The organism is Nocardiopsis trehalosi NBRC 14201 (assembly GCF_001552555.1).
In the GTDB taxonomy this organism is placed as follows: Bacteria; Actinomycetota; Actinomycetes; order Streptosporangiales; family Streptosporangiaceae; genus Nocardiopsis_B; species Nocardiopsis_B trehalosi.
Genome location: NZ_BCRK01000010.1, coordinates 1 through 17,588, shown reverse-complemented (window position 1 = coordinate 17,588; position 17,588 = coordinate 1). Strand labels below are relative to the sequence as shown.

The window sequence follows — 17,588 nt, the reverse complement described above, 5'->3', positions numbered from 1 at the left end:
GGCCGGTGGGTCATGGCGGGGAGAGGTGGCGGTGGACGAAGCCGGCGGGCACGCGGCGCTGGCCACCCGGCGTCCGGATGGCCGGAAGCCGGCCTTGGTCGGCCCACCGGCAGACGGTCTTGGGGTCGACACGGAACAGCCGGGCCACCTCGCCGGTGGTCAGCAGGCCGCCGACGAGGTCGTCGTCGGTGATCGGGGCCCGTTTCCTGGCGGTGGGGCGTAGGGGGCTCGGCATCGGGAGCATGCGAACGGTTCCTTTCGCGGTGGCGTTCTAGCGCGGGCGTCAGCGGACGGCGAAGGCGGTGTCGAGGACGGCGGCGGCCAGGCCGAGGCCGATGGCGAGCACGGCCAGGACGAGCGTGAGCAGCGCCAGGCGGACGGGGGTCATGCAGGCTCCAGGGGTGCGGTCGAGGGGTGGAGGGGCCGCGGGGCGGGGGAGAGTGCCCCGCGGCCCGGGCCGCCCGGGAGGGGACCACACCTCCGGGGCGGCAGTCGGAGGCAGGAGCCCGGCCGGTCACCTGGCGGCTCCTGTCGTTCGGGCCACCAGGGGGTGGGGGCGCGACTTCACCCGCTGCAGCGGCGGCGGGGAGACGGCGTTGACCGGTACGGTGCGCACCACGTCGCGGCAGTGGGCGACGGTGAAGCGCCCGGTGCCCATGTCGCGCAGGTACAGCAGCCCGAACGCCGAGCGGTGGGGCTCCCACCCGATGACCTCGCACATGTGCCCGCCGCCGGTCAGGACCTGGGTGCCCTCGGGCCAGGCCCGCGCCAGCGCGCACAGGTGGCCGGCGTGCAGCGGCTCCAAGTCCCTCAGCAGCACTTGCCGCACCTGTTCGGTGCGGGGCTCGCGCACCAGCACGTGCTCCGGGGGGAGGACCCGCTCCACGGTCAGCGGCACCGCCCCGTCGGGATCGTCGGCGTGGATCATGGCCCGGCCGGGCCAGCACGCGGCGGGGCTGGCCACCGAGATCACCCTGCGCCCTGGACGACGGCCCACACCGTGGTGCGGCCGTCGCCGTGGTGGTCGACGCCCCAGTGGGAGGAACAGCGGGCGACCAGGTGCAGTCCACGCCCGTGTTCCGCCCAGGCGAGCGGGTCGACGAGGGCGGGGACGCTCGGGGCGTCGGCTCTCGGGCCGTCATCGGTGACCTCGATGTACACCTGGGCGGCGGTCGCAGCTGTGGTCACGGTGACGGTTCCGCCAGGGCGGCCGCTGAGCGTGTGCTCGACAGCGTTGGTAACCAGCTCGGAGACGACGAGAAGGGCATCGTCCAAGGTGGGATGGTCGGTGAGAGCACGCAACAGCAAGCGTCGGCTTTCCCGAGGAGCACTCAGGTCGGCGTTGAGTTCGCTCGTGGTGCCTTCGCTCCGAGGGCCCGGCTCCAGGCGCAGCATGGCGCTCACCGTGCCGATCCCAGCGGACGGATGGCCGCCGGCAGTCTGTGGCGTCGAGAAGTTGCGGAAGAACCGGCACCCTGCGATGCAGGGGAAGAGGCCAGGATGCGCGTCATGTCATCACCCCTTGAGAGCTGGTGATGAGACGCTACGGCCGAAAGTTTCTCCCCGGCAGGTGTGTTTCTAGAAGTTTCTCAGGTCAAACAAGAGGTTTCCCGAAGTTCGTTATGAAGTTTCGAGTAGGGAGCGCGCTGAGGCGACGAGAGCGTGAGCGGGCCGCCCGTAGACGGCCGATTCGCGGAACTTGTTCCAGGCGCGGGCGTAGAGCGCCACGTCGGCCGCGTCGTCCAACCACATCTCCGCGTTGAGGTTCTCCACGATCACCAGCCGGTCGTCGTAGATCCAGAACCCGTGGGAGGGCGGCAGCGCCAACTGCGCGCTGAACGGGATGACCCCTAGCGAAACCGTGCTCAACCCCATCAATCCGGTGAGCCGATCCAATTGCCCGGCCATCACCTCGGGAGGGCATACCCGCATACGCAGGGCCGCCTCCCATACGAGGAAGCGGAACTCCCGCCCGGGCTCATAGAGAAGCTCCTGGCGACGGATGCGTGCCCGGACGGCCTCGTCGGTGTCGCGCGGTGACTGGTGGAAGTCGGCGCTCACCGTGAACATCCACCGCGCGTACTCCGCGGTCTGGAAGATCCCAGGGATGACCGACTCCTGGAACCCCCGGAACAGCCGGGTCCGCTGTGACTCGGCGATCCCGGCCTGCTGGCGTGCCTGGTGACCGCCGGCGAGTTGGCGGCGCCAGGTCCTGTACCGGGTCTCCATGCCGCGAAGGTGCGCCTTCAGTTCCTTCGCTGCATCTGGGCGCCCGCACGCCTCCGCCCAAGCGATGACGTCTTCCGCTGTGGCCGTCTGCTTGCCGTTCTCGAGTTTGGAGATCTTCGAGTGCGGCCACCCCAGTTTCGACGCCATCTCTCGGCCGGTGAGACTGCCTTCGGAACGCAGTTCGCGAAGCCGCGTTCCGAGGGCGAGACGAGCCTGTTGGAAATCCGTGCTCATGTGCTGAGGCTGAGTGCTGCGACGGGGCGAGCGTAGTGCCAAGCGGCGTCCCGGATCTGGCACCCGGCGAGCACCGTGGCGGGGTCATCGGTCAGCTCCATGCCGAGCGACCGGTCTCCGTCGAAGTGGAACACCCCCGCCATGCGCGAATCGAACAACCAGAAATCCCTGTGTGGTGCGTGGGGAAGGCGGACCGCCTCAGCACGCGGTAGGTACCGGATGTCCTCGCCGGCGTCGATGTTGTCGGAGACGTCCTCCAGGATCCACCGCTGGTAGTCGGTGGGCGGATCGTCCAGGAGGCGCACCCGTTCCACGCGTTTCCCGCTGGAGGTCAGCTTCCGGATGGTGCGGAGCCAGGGCCTTCCCGGGTCGGACAGGACATGCTCGCCTCTCAGCCACCGTTGGAAGTCCTCGGTCTCGGAGGCGACTCCGTAGGCGCGTCTGGTCTCCATGCGCCAGGCGGTGTGTTCGAAGCCGTCTGCGAAGAACTCGGTGATGGCGGGGCCGCTGATGAGGTCGGGCAACGCCTACTCCTTGGGCGCGTACTGGGTGAGGAGCGCCCGGGGGACGACGACGAACGTCTCGTCCGGCTTCACGTCTTCGAGTTGGGCGAGGGCTTCGGGATCGGTGAGGCGGTCCCCCTGGACGACGATGTCGCCGGTCTCAGTCTCGTACAGGGTGGGGCAGTCGCCGTCCTTTGACGTCGTACCGAGCATTCGCAGTCGCATGTTGGCCTCTCCGCAGTCGGGGGCGGGCGGGTACCCACAACACTAAGCCGACTGCGGCTTCGGGCACCACGAAACCGGCATGCGGGTCAGCGGTCCGTACCGTTTACCGGCGGGCCGCGGTCCGCTGAGGGAGCCTCCGCGCGTCCGGGGACTTCGATGCCTGCCGTGCGCCACCACCACAGCGTCGGGGGCAGCGCGCGCCTGGTGTGGCTATGGCTTGAACACCTCGAGCGGTGCCGGGTTCGTCGGCGGTGTGGGCGCCGAAGCGCGTGATGTGGGTCTTCTTCCTGATGGATCGCGATCGAGGTATATCTGCGGTTCAGGTAATTCGCTAATGCTCCGCCGTTTGTGGAGAAAGAGGCGTTCACGAGATATGCGCCGAAACCAGTTATCTGCGTCTCACAATGTGCTTGAGCTGCTGATTGGTGTCCCAGGAACGGCGCGGGGACTCTCATTCGTGCGACATCGGTGGGCTGTGGGTTTCTTGACATTCCCCTTCTCCCTACTGGGGTTGTGGCGCGGGGTGGGGATCGTTAGAGTCAAGCCGCATTCCAACGAGTAACATCTCTTTTACTCTCCGTGTTCATGGTGGGGGTGTTCGTGCTGCTCCGCAGCTCATCCATCGCGTGTGTCGTCCTCGCGACCGCGGTCTCGTGCGCGCCGGCGGAAGAGGGGGAGGCGTCCCATCCACCCGGCCCGTCCGACACGGCCGAGACCGGAGCGGCGGAGACACCGGAACGGTTGGCCATCACCGCCTATGAGGGGCTGATGGACGCGGTGGTGGAGGGGTCGCACCAGGGGGCCACTGATCATCCCTATCTGCAGCGCTACGCGAAGGGGCAGGCGCTGGAGCTGGCCAGGGACATGCTCGACGGGGCGACCGCGACGGGCGAGCCCGTGCTGGAGCCCAAGGTCGTTGAGAGCGATCCGGACGGCAGTCCGCCGACGGTGGTGATCGAGGACTGCGCCGACGACTCGCAGTGGGTGCTCGAAGGGGTTGAGCCTGAATCGGCGGAGGCGGACGACTTCCGTCCGCACCGGGTGACCGTCACGTCGGACGGCTCCTCCTGGAAGGTCCAGGAACTGTGGTTCGGGGACTACGGCGGATGCTGAGGAGGAGCATCGCGGTCCTGGGCAGCGCGGTGCTCTGCAGCTTCGCGGCTACTCAGGGGGCGGCGTCCGGAGATGTCGGCGACAAGTTCCGAGGACACACCTCGTGCGACGCCTCGGGCTGCGAAGTGACGGCGCGCTCCAGCGGAGGCGGGCAGTCGCATAGCGGCTCGGGTGCTGCGCCGGTCCGTTCCTCGCCGGACGGTGCGGTTCCGGTCGGTGGCCCGTCGTGTGTTCGCAAAGACCTTCTGGTCCCCGGGTTCGTGGCGGGAAGCCCCGGTGCGCTGGGGGACCTGACTCCCTTCTCCGGGATCGCGGAGTGCTCGGCGACGGTGGCCGGAGCCGAAGTCGGCGGGGGTGTGCCGGTGGACTTCTCCGCCCTGGCGGAGGAGGCTCGGGCGTCGCTCCGGTTGCCTGTGCCCGAGGTGGCGGCCGCGCCGCCGTTGAACGCCCGGCAGGTCGTGCACGTGCCGATGTGGATGTGGGTGGCAGCGGAGCAGTGGGCGCCGGTCTCGGCAGAGGCGGCCGTCTCGGGCGGATCGGTCTCGGTGACGGCGACGCCGACCGGTTCGGCGTGGTCGATGGGTGACGGCAGCACGGTCAGGTGCGAGGGGTCTGGTGAGCCGTTCGATCCGTCGGCGCACACTGCGGGTGCCGAGTCCCCGACGTGCGGCCACACGTTCCGCTCATCCTCTGCCCATCGGCCGGGTGGGCGGTTCCCGGTGGTGGTCGACGTGACCTGGGAGGTGGCATGGGAGTCCTCAACGGGGGAGTCCGGCGTGCTCGACCCGCTGGTGATGTCGGCACAAGCCGAGACTGAAGTCGTGGAGGTACGGGCGCTCGTCACCGAGGCGTGAGAGCCCCATTTCGTCAGGCGGGGGAAGGCGTGGCCGCAAATACAGACAAATCAAGTCGGAAGAGTAGGGACGGACGGAATGCACCTCCCCACCGACGCCGTCAATGGAGGTGGACCGCAGCAGGGGCCGTACTCGTGACGTTGGGAGCGGTTTCGTCAGTGGGGTTGGCGAGCCGGAAGAGGCGGTGCCGATCGTCGTCGTGGCGCGCGACGTCGACGCGGGGCACGTGCTGACGAGTGAGGACCTGCGGGCGGCCGACCTCCACGGGACGGACGGGCTGGAACTGGTCGAGGCGGAGTCGGCGGACGTCCTGGGACGCAGGGTCGCCATACCCCTGCGTGCGGGGACGCCCCTGCCGCGTTCGGCGCTGGCGGGTGCCGACGAGTGGCCGGAGCGGGGACGGGCGGTGGTGGCGGTCGCCCTTCCCGAGGCGACGGTGCCGAGCGCCCTCGCGGCGGGATCGGCGGTGGGCGTGGTCATCACCGAAGCCGGTTCGTTGTCCGCGCCACGGGACGACGAGGAAGGCGACGAGCCCACCGCGGCCATCCCCGGCGTGCCGGTGATGGCGACGGTGCACACGGTGCGCAGGCCGGTCGAGCAGGGAGCGGCCGAGACGACCGTCGAACTCGGTATGGCGCGTGCGGACGCGCCGCTCGTCGCCGCAGCGGGGTCCGAGAACGTGCGGCTGGTGCTGGTCCATGGCCATGAGCAGGAGGAAGCATGATCGTCGCGGTGTGTTCCCTATCGGGTGCGCCGGGGGTGTCGACGCTGGCCGCCGCCCTGACGGCGTGCTGGCCGGCGGCCCCGCTCACCGTGCCCGTCCTCGTTGAAGCCGACGCCTCCGGTGGCGACTTCGCGGTCTGGCACAACACGCGTGCGGAGCGGGGGCTGCTGTCACTGGCCGCGGCGAGCCGCCGAACGGCTGCGGACGCCGACGGCGGGGACAACCCGCTGCTGCGCCATGCGGTGGAGGTGTCCGGTGGACTGCATGTGATCACGGCACCGTCCGCCCCGCATGCAGTGACGGGTGCGGTGCGCCTGCTGGCGGAGCGCCGCGGATGCCTGGCGCGGGGACCGCTCACGGTCGTCGACGTCGGACGCGTTCTGCCCGGTAGTGCGGGCGCCCGGCTGCTGATGCAGGCGGACGCGGTCGTCGTGGTGCTCTGCGGCGACGACGTGGCCCAGGTGAAACGCGTCGTGGAGTGTGCCGCCGTCTTCACCGCTCTGGAGCAGCGCGGCTGCAGCGTGGGGTTGGCGGTGAGAGGGCGCCGATTCAGCGACGACGAGTTCGCCGAGGCCACCGCGCCGCCCATCTGGGCGCGCATCCCCGATGACCCCGGCGGCGCCGCGGTGATCCGTGGCGAGGAGGCGCGGTGGGCTTCGTGGTGGGGGCGGGCCGGCGCCTGGCTGCGGTATCGGCGCGACCCGGAGACGATCGGCGGCCATCCGCTGATGCGCGCGGCGCGGGCGCTCGCCGAACACCTCGATGACATGGCCCCGAGCGCCGTTTCCCACCCGGCGTCCGCCGCAGTGCCTTCCCGCACCCACGGGCCGGACGCGTTGGGGGCGGTGGCGTGACCCGGATGGAGGTACTGCCCACGGCACCCGCGGTCGCGCAGGCGGGAGACGCGGCCGCCAGGTTCGAGCCCCTGGTGCGCGAGGTCACCGCCGAGGTGACGGCGCGGCTCGTCCGCGCCGCTGCTGAGGACGAAGAGCTCGCTCGGCCGGCGGTCACCGGGGAGGCATACCGGAACCGCGTCGACGGGGTGCTCGGCCAGGTCCTGGACGCCTACGCCCACCGCGCCTTGGCCGCCAACCGCGGTGTCCTCACCGACGCGCAGGAGGCGTGGCTGCGCTCGGCGGTGCTGGCACGCGTCTGCGGCCTGGGTCCCCTCGAAGGGCTGCTGGCCGAACCCGGGGTGCAGAACATCCACATCACCGGGGACCGGGTGTTCCTGGACTTCGGCGGCGGGCGGCGCGAACGCCGCCGGCCGATCGCCGGCCGCGACGAGGACCTGATCGCCCTGGTGCGCCGGATCGCCGCGGATTCGGCTTCGGGGGAGCGGCGCTTCGACTCCTCCGCGCCCCTGCTCAGCATGGAGCTGCCCGGTGGCGCCCGCCTGTCGGCGGTGATGAGCGTGGCCCGCCGAGTCTCGATCGCCATCCGCCGCCACCCCGAGAACAGGCTCACTCTCGCCGATCTGCGCCAGGCCGGCATGGTCGACGCCACGGTGAACAAGCTGCTCGCGGCGTCGGTCGCCGCACGGGCGAACATCGTGATCGCCGGAGCCACCGGCGCGGGCAAGACCACCCTGCTGCGGGCACTGGCCGACACCATCGACCCGCACGAGCGCATCGTGACGATCGAGGACAGCCTCGAACTCAACCTCGACCGCGACGAACAGGCGCACCCCGACTGCGTGGTGCTCCAAGGCCGTCCGGCCAACCTCGAAGGAGTCGGCGAGATCACCCTGGCCGACCTGGTCCGCCACGCACTGCGGATGTCACCGGATCGGGTGATCGTCGGCGAGACGCGCGGACCGGAGACGATCGCGCTGCTGAACGCCATGAGCATGGGGACCGACGGGTCGATGGCCACCATCCACGCGAGCAGCTCGGCGCAGGTCTTCACCAAGATCGCCGCCTACACCGCCCAGAGCCCGGAACGCCTGAGCCTGGAGGCGACCAACCTCCTCATCGCCTCGGCGGTGCACCTGGTGGTCCACATCGCGGCCCCGCCGCGTGGCCGCCGCCACGTCGCCAGCATCCGCGAGGTGGTGGGGGCCGAAGGCCCGCAGGTCGTCTCCAACGAGATCTACCGGCGCGACGGCGGCGGCTTCGAGGGGGAGCTGCGGGTGCCGCCCAGCCCGGAGCTGGCGGAACGGCTGTCCGCCCACGGTTTCGACTTCACCGACGCCATCGCACAGCCGCCCCGAATGCGAGGGCGGAGCTGATGGAGACGGAACTGGTGGCGACGGCCTCGGCCGGCGCCCTCGTCGGAGCGGGCGTGTTCGCCTTCGCCCGCGCCCTGGCCATCGGAGGACCACTGCAACCGCTGCGGCGCATGGTGTCTTCGGTCCCGGCGGGCCGCGGGGTGGCGGTGCGGCTGGGCTGCGCGGCGACGGCCGGGCTCTGCGCCGGGGCGGTCACCGGCTGGCCGGTGGCCGGGCTGTTGGGTGCCGCAGCGCTGTGGTGGCTGCCCGAGGTCCTGGGCCCGGACCGCGCGATGGCCGACGAAGCCGGCCGGGTGGAGGCCGTCGCGGCCTGGACCGAACAGCTCCGCGACATGATCTCCGGAGCGTCCGGGCTGCAGAGCGCGATCGCCGCCACCGCCGACATCGCCCCGGCGGCGATCCGAGACGACGTCGCCCACCTGGCGTGGCAGCTGCGCTCGGGGTTGGACGTGCATCAGGCGATGGCCGTCTTCGCGCAGCGGGTCGACAACCCGACGGCCGACTTGGTCGCCGTCGCGCTGTCCACGGCCGACGGGCGCCACGCGGCCGATCTCAGCGCGCTGCTGAGCCGGCTCGCCGAGTCCTCCCGCGATCGCGCCACCATGCTCGTGCGCACCTCGGCCGGACGGGCGCGCGTGCGTTCCTCGGTGCGCATCATCATCGCGATGACGGCGCTCATGCTGGTCGGAATGGTGGGCCTGAACCGCGGTTACCTCACCCCCTTCGACACCCTGGCCGGGCAGTTCGTGCTCGCCGGGGTGGGGGCGATCTGGGCGGCGGCGGTGGTATGGCTGATGCGGCTGGCCCGCCCCGTCCAGGGGGCAAGGTTCCTGCGGCCGTCGGCCGGAGGCCCGGCATGACAGTGTTCACGGCAGCGCTGACCGGTGCCGGTACAGGGCTGGGCGTGTGGTTGCTGGCCTACAGCCTGCGCAGGCCGCGTCTCGCCGAGCTGCTGGCGGTCCCGTCGGCGGCCGTCGAGTCCACGGGGGAGAACACCGGCGGGTGGGCTCGCCGCTATGGGCGTGCTGGCGCCGGGTTCCTGGCGGCCGTCGGCCTGCCCACGCGCCGCATCCGCCGCGACCTCGCCCTCAGCGACCACGGATCCGACGACTACCTGGCGGAGAAGGCCAGCGCAGCGGTGGCCGCCGTAGCCGTTCCCTTTGTGCTCGCCACCGTTGTCGGTGCGCTGGCGCTGCCGGTTCCCTTGCCCACTCTGCTGGTCGTCGCGGCGGGGATCGCGGTCGCCTGCTGGACCGCGCCCGACATCGCGGTCATCGAGCACGCCCGCCGGCGGCGGGCCGAGCTTCGTGCGGCGACCTCCGTCTTCGCCGACGTGGTCGTCATCGCGCTCGCCGGCGGAGCGGGGGTCTCCGGAGCGCTGACCCAGGCGGCCTCCTACGGAGAAGGATGGGCGCCGGCACGGGTGCGGCTCGCGCTGCACGCAGCGGCGATGCACCGGCAATCGCCCTGGCAGGCCCTCGGGGACCTCGCCCACCGCACCGGCGTGCCGGAGCTGGCCGAGTTCGCCGCCTCCCTTCAACTCGCCGGCACCGATGGGGCGCGTGTCCGCGCCTCGGTCGCCGCCAAGGCCGCAGCGCTGCGCACCCGCGACATCGCGGCCGCCGACGCGGCCTGCCAGGCGGCCACCGAGCGCATGTCCCTGCCGGTCATGGTCCTCGTCCTCGGCTTCCTGCTGCTCATCGGGTACCCGGCGCTCATCCACATCGTCAGCGGCTTCTGACCCGTGTTCCCGTCCCCAGTACTCCACCGACCGAAGGAGTCCTCGATGCGTGTCCTCAACGCACTGCTTCCGTATCTGGCCCTGGTTTCCCGTCGCGACGACCGCGGTTCCCACACCACCGAGTTCATCATCGGCATCACCATCGTGGTGGGCATCGCCACCGTGGTCGGGGCCGTCCTCATGGACACCTTCACCGGTGCCGCCGAATCGATCGATCTGGGCCTGGCCAAGTGACGCGAGGGCGGGCCGGCGAACGCGGAAGCGTCGAGCTGGTGCTCAGCCTTCCGCTGGCCTTCGCCATGATCCTCACCGTCCTCCAGATCGGATTGTGGACCCATGCGCACGCCCGCGCCCAGAGTGTGGCCGACCACGCCCTGGCCGCGGCCCGCGCCCATGGGGCCACGGCCAAACAAGGGCACGCGGCCGCCCGGCGCAGCCTCGACCACCTCGGCGGACGCCTCCTGGACGACCCACGGGTCACCGTCGAACGGGGGGAGGCCCGTACCGACGTTCACGTGCGGGCCACCACCCTCAGCCTGGTCCCCGGCTGGAAGCCATCCGTCAGCGCCCACCAGAGCGGCCCCGTCGAACGCCGGGAGCCCGGACCGTGAGGCGCCGGCGCCCATCCGCCGACGCCGAGTCCGGGAGCGCACCGGTCGAGCTGATGATGGCGGCGCCCGTTCTGATCGCCGCCGCCCTGGTCATGGTTCTGGCGGGACGCTACGTCGCCGCGCGCATGGCCGTGGAGTCGGCCGCGCACAACGCCGCTCGAACGGCCTCGATCGCGGACGACGACACCCGGGCGCGCGGTTTCGCCTCCGCCGCGGCGCAGGCGGCACTGGAACAGCGAGGGTTGTCCTGCGCCGACCACCGGTTGCGGCTGGAGACCGCCGGACTGCGACGTGGAGCCTGGACGGCGGCGGAGGTCACCTGCACCGTCGCGCTGGCCGACCTCGCGCTGCTCGGCCTGCCGGGCAGCACCGACATCACGGCGCGCGCCACCTCACCGATCGACACCTACAAGAGCGAGGAGCACACGCCGTGAGATCCGGAACGCACGACGGCGGTCAGGTCACGGCCTTCGTGCTCGTCCTCGCCACCGCCGTTCTCACCTGCCTCGGGCTGGTCGCCGACGGCGGCACCATGCTCATCGACAGGACCCGGGCTATGGCGCTCGCCCAGGAAGCGGCCCGCCTGGGTGCGCAGCAGGTCGACATGGCGGCGCTGGTCACCACCGGCGACAGCAAACTCGTCCTGGACGCCCGCGCCGCGGAACGGGAGGCCCAGGCGTACCTGGCCGAGGCCGGAGCCTCCGGCACCGTCACCGCCACCCGGCAGACCGTGTCGGTCGAGGCCCGGGTCCCCTACTCCACCGTGTTCCTGCCGCTGGGGGACGGCATGGCCCGCGCCCGGGCGCAGGCCGCGGCGATCACGCCCTAGCACCGGAGAGGAAGGAGGCCCCGCATGGCGGCGGCGCGTGCACGGATGGCCATCGGGTGCGCCTGCATCCTCCTGCTGCTCGTCGGGCCGCCCGTGGTCCTGAGCCGGCTGGAGTGGCCGCTGGCCGGGACGGAAGTGACGTGGCCGCTGATGGAGATGTACCTGCGCGGGCTCACGCTTCCACCCCCCGTGGCCGCCGCCGGGTTGATCGCGGCGTTGTGGGGCGCGTGGGGCCTCCTCGTGCTGATCGTCGCCACCGACGTCATTCAGCTTCTGCGCGGGCATCTCCCGCGACTGGAACCGCTGCGCCTCCTCGCCGCGACCGTGGCCGGCAGCGGGCTGGCCGCCGCCACGGTCGGCACCGCCGCCGCCGAGCCGCCATCCGCCCCCGCCTCTGTCCGATCGGTCGAAGAGACGGCCACCGCGTCGTCGGCGCGATCGGCCCCAGCCGAGCGGACGGCGGACGAACCGGTGGAGCGCACCCGTGTGCTCTCCGGGTTCGCCTTCGACTCCGCGGACCTCACCGCGGAGATGCGCGAAGGGCTCGCTCCCACCGTGGACCTCATCGACCATCTCGGTGACCGCACCGCCGGAATCACCGTCACCGGGCACAGCGACCCCGCCGGTCCTGCCGAACACAACCAGGAACTGTCCGAGCGCCGCGCCGAAGCCGCGGCAGAGTACCTCCGGGAGCGGCTCGGCTCCGACATCGCCATCAGCACGCACGGCCGCGGCGATACCCGACCGAGGCACGACGCCGGGCTCGGGTACGCGGGTGAGCGCCGAGTCGAGATCACCTACACCCTCGCCCCCGCGCCGGCACCTCCGCGTGCCGATGCCGAGCCCCCGGCCCCACCGGATTCGGAGCCGCTCCCGTCCGCGCAGGCCGAGCCCGACTCCCAACCCTCGCCGGCCGTGTTCGCCGCCACGGGCACCGCCATCGCGGGCCTGGGGGTCGGGTTCGCCCTCGGACGACGCGGCAGCCGCGTCCCGCGCGGGGGCGTGAGCCCTCGCCGGCGTTCCTCCATCGATTCTTCGCCCGGCGACTCCGCTCCTCACGAAGACGGGGATCAGGAGGCGGTCGGCACCGCAGACGCACCCGACCGGCCCACCACGCACGAGCAGGCGGGCGCCACGCCTGCGGCCGTCGACGCCCAAGGCCAGGTCCTTCTCGGCGGACGGATCCGCGACGCCGGGTCCGGACTGTCGGTCACCGGCGCGGGCGCCGACGAGGCGGTGGCCGCCCTCCTCGGTGACGCCTGCGCCCAGGCGGTCCGCGTCATCACCACCCGGGCACTCGCCGACCGCGTCGGACTCCCGCGCGAGACGGGCGGGCACCTCCATATCGCCTCCGACACTTCTCAAGCCCTGCTGCACGCGGAGGCAGACTCCCTGTCGGCGGCGCGCAGGAACGCCGAGTCGACGGAGCCCACGCCCCTGACGCCGGCGCTGGTGGCCGTCGACGGGTTCCATGACCCTGCGCTGGCTCGGCGTCTCACCGAGGTGGCGTCCGGAGACGACGCGCTCGCGATCGTGGTCGCCGGAGCATGCCCCGACCTCCCCAGCGTCTCCATCGACCCCCGAGGAAAGCCGGACGGAGGCTCCCCCGTGCACCCGAGCCACCGCTTCGCCCATCAGGGCCGGACCGCGTCGACCCCGGGGGAGCCGACGGATACGCCCGAGGAACACGGGCTGGGAGAGAGCGCTGCGCCCTCCGACGACCCGGACCCCGATCCTGAACCGCCGGCCTCATCGCCGGACCCCGCCTCCGCTGCGGGCGCATCCGAGGCGGACCTCGTCCACCACCTCCACGGTCCGCCATCAGATGCGGAAAGCCGATCGTCGTCCGCTGCTCCGCCTGTCGCCAGGCGTGCACGCCTCCGGCTCTTCGCACCCCAAGTGGTCCTCGAAGGCGCCGACGGTCGCGAGATCACCTCAGGGGTGCGCTCTTCGACCCGCACACTGCTCGCCCTACTCGCCCTGCGACGCCAGGGCGCCACACTTGACGAGATCAACGACGTCCTCACCGACGAGACCGGTACGGCCCCCTCCAAGGCACTGCGCAATTCCGCCACCAGCAACGCCCGCAGGACGGTGCGCCAGGCCATCGGTGACGACACGGCGGCCGTCATCCACGTCACCCGTGACCGCTACCGCCTGGACGCCGGCGTCATCGACGTCGACCTCTGGGAATTCGAAGAGCACCTTCGGGAATCCCGCAGCGGATGTGACCAGGGCGCCAAGAACCTCCATCTGAAAACGGCCATCGGGATCTACGAAGAGGAACTTCTCAAGGCGACCGATGCGATGTGGCTGGAAAGCGAACGCCAGCGCTATCGTCGAATGGCGGCCGATATCTGCGTCCAACTCGCCGACTCCTATTCCGATGAACCGGACTCGATCGAGTGGCTGGAGCGGGCGCTCGCCTGCGATCAATACAACGAGGCCCTCTACCAGGAAATCATGAGAAGGCAGGCGCTGATCGGTCGTAACGACGCGGTCCAGCGCACGTTTCAGGTTCTCGTGGAGAGGATGCAGGAGATCGGCGCGTCCCCGAGTCCGGCGACGGGTCGGCTCCTGGAGGACCTGACCTCGATCTCTCCCCTGAGCAGGAAGCGTGGAGCCCGCCGGGCAACACCCTGAGCGGACTTGTGCCCGCGGTCCTCGGACAGCCTGAAGGACAGTGCTCCAGTTCCTGCTCCGGTTGCCGCTCCGGTCTTGAATCGGAGCTGCTCCACTGGGGGTTGCACCGCAGGCCAACGTGCTGACCCCTGCTCCGGTCGAAACCCCGACTGGACACGGAAGGTGTCCCCTGCTCGCGTATGAGGGCGGACGGCGGCCTCCTCGTGGCCCGCCTGCCCTTGCCGGCCGCTCGCCTGGCTCTGCCGTCTTCCTCCTCCTCGTCCTCTCCTCCTTCCCCTTCTCCCCGTGCTCCGTCTGGTCTCCGCCTTCACCGTCCCGGCCCGCGGTGCCGCAAACCGGCCATAAAGGGCATCCTCCATTCTTCGAGATCTCCCAACTCACGGGTGTTCGGAGAAAGGAACGGTCCGCCGGCCTTCCTCGCGCACGCGCATCTCCTCCCTTTGTCGGACGGAATCCAAAGAAGTTTCGCCGAACCGTTTGACTTCTCGCTGAACCCAAGTTCCTATTGGGTTCGTCGCCGGGAAGTGCCGCCGGAAAGACGCCGCGTAGGAATAGCGCGCCGCGACTTGACTGGGCGGGACAACCCAAGCGAAGGTCGACACCGCAAAGGTGAATCAGACGCCATTGTCAACCATGAGAAGAAAGGTCTATTCGGCATGCCTGAATTGCGCCCCGGAATCTACTGCCCTGTGTGCGGCGAGCCCGCGCGGGACGTGCCTCCCCGTTCCTGGATCAACCCCATCGTCCGGCGGCCTCGCCACAGCCACCTCGACGGTGAACCGCTGTGCCCGACCGACGGCATCGAGGGCTACCGGCCATCCCGCCCGGTGGAAGCCGAAGACGCGCCCTGCGTACGCGACGACGAGTCGGACGCGTGCCCGACCGGATGCCCGCACGACCTGGACTACCGCGCCTGACCTGCAACACCGCAATCCGAAGGAGAAGCCCATGGCGATGACCAGCACGTACTGCGCCTTGCTCGTCAACACCCACCTCAACGGCGCCTATGACCCCTATGTCCACCACCAGGACCCGGTACTGACCCCGCTCGCACGGCTCCTGGCCAACCGGGAATGCGCGGTGAGCGTCGCCGAGCAGCGCCTCGAAGTGGCGCGGGAGACCGCCCGGCATCAAACCCGCCATCAGCGCGACGGGGGATGGGCGACCGGCCCTTTCGGCGGAGTCAGCGAGCCCCAGGCGCGCGTCCGCGAACTCACCGAACGCCTCGACGAGGCCCGGTCGGCGTTCCGGGATGCGCTCAAGGCGGTCATCGCGGTGCGCCACCACTACAAGCCGGGCGCCCAACAGGGCTGACCTGGACGTAATCACCAGAAGCAGAGGACCGCGCCGCACGACAGTGCGGAGGGGCGGCCACGCCACCACGACGAAATCAGGAGCAGCACATCATGACCACAGGACCCATGCTCGTTCCGGACCGTCTCTGCCTGCGGGGAGAGCCGTACAACGAGGTCACCCCGCAGATGATCGCAAAACTCCGCAAGTCCGGACCGGGGGCGCTCATCGTGTTCGACCTGGAGATGTGGCGCTACCGCGTCACCCATGGCAATGCGGTCGCTTTCAGCGAGCGGACCGAGGTCATCGTCTACGGGCACGGTGACCTTCTCCACGATGAAGTCTTCTACGCCGGCGACCTCTCCTCGGCTGAGCTGGCGGAGGCGATCGATGAGACCGCGTGCGACCTCATCCAGGAGTGGACCGAGCACCCCGCTCCGACTCCGAGCATCCGGGGGATGCGCGACGCGATGGCGCGCCACCGCTTCCACCTGAACGGGCGCCCGGACCGGTTGATGGTCGGGGGACGGCACGCCATCCGCGACCACTACACCTTCGCCGCCGCCCCCGAGGTCAGGGTCACGACCAAACTCGAACTGGTCGAGCACGGGCAGCGGCGACTCCTCGTGCGGGTCTTCGACGGGCACGGCCATGTGAAGAGCTGGATCGCCAAGTACCCCTACCGATTCAACGGCGGAATGTGCGCCGCTGAGATCGGCTGGTTCGTCACCGCACATACCCAGCGCCCCTGATCCGGCGCCTGCCCGCCCACGACGAAAGTGCCCGCGCCTGAACGCCGGCGCGACTTCCACCTCGAAGCCGGGGTGGGCGCGGGCCGCACGACATAACCGTCTGTAGTTAGGAGCGTGCTGTGAGCACGATTATGCCCGACAAGCCTCGGATCCGCATCACCCCTGAGCATGTGGCCTGCCTGCGCCGTGCCGCGAAGGGAAGCCTCCTCGCCTGGGACGACGCGTCCGCCACCGTCACGGTCCTCGCTCCGGGGACCTATGACACCGAGCGGATGATCATCGCGGGGCACGGCGAACTCGTGATGATCACCGAGATGGCCGCAGCCAGCGGCCACCCCTGCGACGACGCCTACCTCGCCCAGGCAGTGACCGGCTTCGCCACGGAGTCCCTGGCGGAATGGCCGGAGATCCAGGCCATGACGCAACTGGCCCTGCCGCTACGGAAGCGCCTGGCCTCGGCCGAGGTGTACCTGGACGAGGCGCCGGTGTACCTGACGGGCCGCGACGGACTTCCTCGGCTACGGGACCACTTCTGCGCCGTACGCAACCCCGGGTTGGCCGCCATCGTCACCGTGACCTTCGCCCACACCAGGCCGGTCGAGGTCGCCGTCGCCGACACCGGTACCGACGCCCTGCTGTGGCGCATGTCCCTGAACCTCAGCGCCCGGAACATCAGCGGGATCACCGCAGCCATGGGCGCCGCGATGACCGCCGCCTTGAACGCCGCACCGTCCTGACGCGCCGCAGCCGGGCGCGGTACGTGCCGCGCCCGGCTGCGCACCCTCACCGGGGCGCCGACACACGTGCGCGACGCCCCGCCGGCCAACGACTTCCACGGAAAGGCACCACCATGACCGAGACCATCCGATCCGCTGCCGCGCAGACCCGAGCCCGCATCGCTGCCCTTCTGGCCACGCACACCGCCGGGGCGACCGTGGCCGACCTCGCGGAAGCCACCGGACTGAACCGCTCGACCGTCGCCAAGCACCTGGCGGCGCTGGAAGCCGAGGGCGCGACACATCGGGCCCCCGGCGGCCGCGAGGGCAACCGGCGCCTGCCGGACACCTGGGCGGCCGCCCAGGCCGGCGGTGCTGCCGCTGTTGAGAGTGCCGCCCCCGCCGACCCGGTACCTTCCGTCTCCACCGGTGACGCGGCGGTCAACAGCGGTGCGTCCGGCGCCGACGACGAGACGGCACCGGCCGGAACCGCGAGCCAGTCCTCGTCCACCTCGGGTGAGGCGAACGCCCCCGCCCCTGCGGGTCGGACCGAACGGCCTGACAGCTTCTCCGACCCCGAGGCGCCGGTGCCCTCGCAAATCAACCCGGTCAGCCGAACGCGGCGCCTCCAGCCGGGCGAGCTGCGGTTGATGGTCAAGGCGGTCCTCAGCGACAACCCCGACCTCGAGTTCGGGCCCACCGAGATCGGCCACACCCTGCGCCGGTCGGTCGGCGCCATCCAGAACGCCCTGACCTCCATGGTCAAGACCGGCGAAGCCGAACTCACCTGCGAGGCCCCGCGCCGCTACCGCATCACCACCTGACCACGCGCACTTCACCGAGGACGCTAACCCTCGTGGCGGGCCGCACATCCACGGCCCGCCACAAGCG

At 70.9% G+C, this 17,588-nt stretch carries 22 protein-coding genes; 16 read left to right on the top strand and 6 right to left on the bottom strand.

What is annotated here, in order from left to right:
- Positions 1 to 10 precede the first annotated feature (10 nt).
- From NT8_RS03275 to NT8_RS03250, 6 genes are all read right to left on the bottom strand, one after another.
- The gene (locus NT8_RS03275; RefSeq protein WP_084468611.1) at positions 11 to 235 is read right to left on the bottom strand and encodes a helix-turn-helix domain-containing protein; all 225 of its coding nucleotides are present in this window, start codon (positions 233 to 235) and stop codon (positions 11 to 13) included.
- 279 nt (positions 236 to 514) lie between these two features.
- Entirely contained in the window at positions 515 to 964 is a 450-nt protein-coding gene (locus NT8_RS03270; RefSeq protein ID WP_157515485.1) for a hypothetical protein, read from the bottom strand.
- 5 nt (positions 965 to 969) lie between these two features.
- Positions 970 to 1,395: an ATP-binding protein gene (locus NT8_RS03265; protein WP_067964079.1), complete on the bottom strand. Its 426-nt coding sequence runs from the start codon at positions 1,393 to 1,395 to the stop codon at positions 970 to 972.
- Between the two features lie 225 nt (positions 1,396 to 1,620).
- Positions 1,621 to 2,463, bottom strand: coding sequence for a helix-turn-helix domain-containing protein (locus NT8_RS03260; protein WP_067964077.1), 843 nt, complete (start codon positions 2,461 to 2,463; stop codon positions 1,621 to 1,623).
- Positions 2,460 to 2,987 (bottom strand): DUF6879 family protein, encoded by a 528-nt coding sequence (locus NT8_RS03255; RefSeq protein WP_067964076.1) that lies wholly within the window; start codon positions 2,985 to 2,987, stop codon positions 2,460 to 2,462. The genes NT8_RS03260 and NT8_RS03255 overlap by 4 nt, the downstream gene beginning before the upstream one ends.
- Before the next feature lie 3 nt (positions 2,988 to 2,990).
- A complete protein-coding gene (locus tag NT8_RS03250) occupies positions 2,991 to 3,191 on the bottom strand; it encodes a hypothetical protein (protein WP_067964074.1) in 201 nt (66 codons plus the stop codon).
- Between the two features lie 594 nt (positions 3,192 to 3,785).
- Here NT8_RS03250 and NT8_RS03245 point away from each other — a divergent pair.
- The 16 genes from NT8_RS03245 to NT8_RS29735 all read left to right on the top strand — a co-directional run bounded on the left by NT8_RS03245 (position 3,786) and on the right by NT8_RS29735 (position 17,521).
- Complete coding sequence (locus tag NT8_RS03245) at positions 3,786 to 4,304, top strand: hypothetical protein (protein ID WP_157515483.1); 519 nt, start codon at positions 3,786 to 3,788, stop codon at positions 4,302 to 4,304.
- A gap of 362 nt (positions 4,305 to 4,666) precedes the next feature.
- Positions 4,667 to 5,158: a hypothetical protein gene (locus tag NT8_RS31170; protein WP_281203373.1), complete on the top strand. Its 492-nt coding sequence runs from the start codon at positions 4,667 to 4,669 to the stop codon at positions 5,156 to 5,158.
- Positions 5,159 to 5,342: 184 nt separating this feature from the next.
- On the top strand, positions 5,343 to 5,882 hold the full coding sequence (locus tag NT8_RS03235) for an SAF domain-containing protein (protein WP_169805183.1): 540 nt from the start codon (positions 5,343 to 5,345) through the stop codon (positions 5,880 to 5,882).
- Complete coding sequence (locus NT8_RS03230; protein ID WP_067964068.1) at positions 5,879 to 6,736, top strand: P-loop NTPase family protein; 858 nt, start codon at positions 5,879 to 5,881, stop codon at positions 6,734 to 6,736. The genes NT8_RS03235 and NT8_RS03230 overlap by 4 nt, the downstream gene beginning before the upstream one ends.
- Positions 6,737 to 6,741: 5 nt before the next feature.
- Positions 6,742 to 8,112 (top strand): CpaF family protein, encoded by a 1,371-nt coding sequence (locus tag NT8_RS03225; protein ID WP_084468602.1) that lies wholly within the window; start codon positions 6,742 to 6,744, stop codon positions 8,110 to 8,112.
- Complete coding sequence (locus NT8_RS03220) at positions 8,112 to 8,972, top strand: type II secretion system F family protein (RefSeq protein WP_067964067.1); 861 nt, start codon at positions 8,112 to 8,114, stop codon at positions 8,970 to 8,972. The genes NT8_RS03225 and NT8_RS03220 overlap by 1 nt, the downstream gene beginning before the upstream one ends.
- Positions 8,969 to 9,853 (top strand): type II secretion system F family protein, encoded by an 885-nt coding sequence (locus NT8_RS03215; protein ID WP_067964064.1) that lies wholly within the window; start codon positions 8,969 to 8,971, stop codon positions 9,851 to 9,853. Before NT8_RS03220 ends, NT8_RS03215 begins: the two co-directional genes overlap by 4 nt.
- A 45-nt stretch (positions 9,854 to 9,898) precedes the next feature.
- A complete protein-coding gene (locus tag NT8_RS03210) occupies positions 9,899 to 10,087 on the top strand; it encodes a hypothetical protein (protein WP_067964062.1) in 189 nt (62 codons plus the stop codon).
- 38 nt (positions 10,088 to 10,125) lie between these two features.
- On the top strand, positions 10,126 to 10,464 hold the full coding sequence (locus NT8_RS03205) for a pilus assembly protein (RefSeq protein ID WP_245646012.1): 339 nt from the start codon (positions 10,126 to 10,128) through the stop codon (positions 10,462 to 10,464).
- A complete protein-coding gene (locus NT8_RS03200; protein ID WP_245646011.1) occupies positions 10,461 to 10,898 on the top strand; it encodes a TadE family protein in 438 nt (145 codons plus the stop codon). The genes NT8_RS03205 and NT8_RS03200 overlap by 4 nt, the downstream gene beginning before the upstream one ends.
- On the top strand, positions 10,895 to 11,293 hold the full coding sequence (locus NT8_RS03195) for a pilus assembly protein TadG-related protein (protein ID WP_067964058.1): 399 nt from the start codon (positions 10,895 to 10,897) through the stop codon (positions 11,291 to 11,293). The genes NT8_RS03200 and NT8_RS03195 overlap by 4 nt, the downstream gene beginning before the upstream one ends.
- Positions 11,294 to 11,317: 24 nt before the next feature.
- Complete coding sequence (locus NT8_RS03190; protein WP_067964056.1) at positions 11,318 to 13,936, top strand: OmpA family protein; 2,619 nt, start codon at positions 11,318 to 11,320, stop codon at positions 13,934 to 13,936.
- 948 nt (positions 13,937 to 14,884) lie between these two features.
- Complete coding sequence (locus NT8_RS03180; RefSeq protein WP_067964053.1) at positions 14,885 to 15,250, top strand: hypothetical protein; 366 nt, start codon at positions 14,885 to 14,887, stop codon at positions 15,248 to 15,250.
- A 92-nt stretch (positions 15,251 to 15,342) separates the two neighbouring features.
- Positions 15,343 to 15,981, top strand: a complete 639-nt coding sequence (locus tag NT8_RS03175; RefSeq protein ID WP_157515482.1) for a hypothetical protein — start codon at positions 15,343 to 15,345, stop codon at positions 15,979 to 15,981.
- A gap of 119 nt (positions 15,982 to 16,100) precedes the next feature.
- On the top strand, positions 16,101 to 16,718 hold the full coding sequence (locus NT8_RS29740) for a hypothetical protein (RefSeq protein ID WP_067964049.1): 618 nt from the start codon (positions 16,101 to 16,103) through the stop codon (positions 16,716 to 16,718).
- A gap of 113 nt (positions 16,719 to 16,831) precedes the next feature.
- Positions 16,832 to 17,521, top strand: coding sequence for a helix-turn-helix domain-containing protein (locus NT8_RS29735; RefSeq protein WP_067964047.1), 690 nt, complete (start codon positions 16,832 to 16,834; stop codon positions 17,519 to 17,521).
- Positions 17,522 to 17,588 lie beyond the last annotated feature (67 nt).

Excerpts from the sequence above, each read along its gene's own strand:
- NT8_RS03260 (WP_067964077.1), bottom strand. The coding sequence starts at position 2,463 with ATGAGCACGGATTTCCAACAGGCTCGTCTCGCCCTCGGAACGCGGCTT.
- NT8_RS03265 (WP_067964079.1), bottom strand. The coding sequence starts at position 1,395 with ATGCTGCGCCTGGAGCCGGGCCCTCGGAGCGAAGGCACCACGAGCGAA.
- NT8_RS03275 (WP_084468611.1), bottom strand. The coding sequence starts at position 235 with ATGCCGAGCCCCCTACGCCCCACCGCCAGGAAACGGGCCCCGATCACC.
- NT8_RS03190 (WP_067964056.1), top strand. The coding sequence starts at position 11,318 with ATGGCGGCGGCGCGTGCACGGATGGCCATCGGGTGCGCCTGCATCCTC.
- NT8_RS03220 (WP_067964067.1), top strand. The coding sequence starts at position 8,112 with ATGGAGACGGAACTGGTGGCGACGGCCTCGGCCGGCGCCCTCGTCGGA.
- NT8_RS03230 (WP_067964068.1), top strand. The coding sequence starts at position 5,879 with ATGATCGTCGCGGTGTGTTCCCTATCGGGTGCGCCGGGGGTGTCGACG.
- NT8_RS03215 (WP_067964064.1), top strand. The coding sequence starts at position 8,969 with ATGACAGTGTTCACGGCAGCGCTGACCGGTGCCGGTACAGGGCTGGGC.
- NT8_RS03210 (WP_067964062.1), top strand. The coding sequence starts at position 9,899 with ATGCGTGTCCTCAACGCACTGCTTCCGTATCTGGCCCTGGTTTCCCGT.
- NT8_RS03250 (WP_067964074.1), bottom strand. The coding sequence starts at position 3,191 with ATGCGACTGCGAATGCTCGGTACGACGTCAAAGGACGGCGACTGCCCC.
- NT8_RS29735 (WP_067964047.1), top strand. The coding sequence starts at position 16,832 with ATGACCGAGACCATCCGATCCGCTGCCGCGCAGACCCGAGCCCGCATC.
- NT8_RS03225 (WP_084468602.1), top strand. The coding sequence starts at position 6,742 with ATGGAGGTACTGCCCACGGCACCCGCGGTCGCGCAGGCGGGAGACGCG.
- NT8_RS03180 (WP_067964053.1), top strand. The coding sequence starts at position 14,885 with ATGGCGATGACCAGCACGTACTGCGCCTTGCTCGTCAACACCCACCTC.
- NT8_RS03175 (WP_157515482.1), top strand. The coding sequence starts at position 15,343 with ATGACCACAGGACCCATGCTCGTTCCGGACCGTCTCTGCCTGCGGGGA.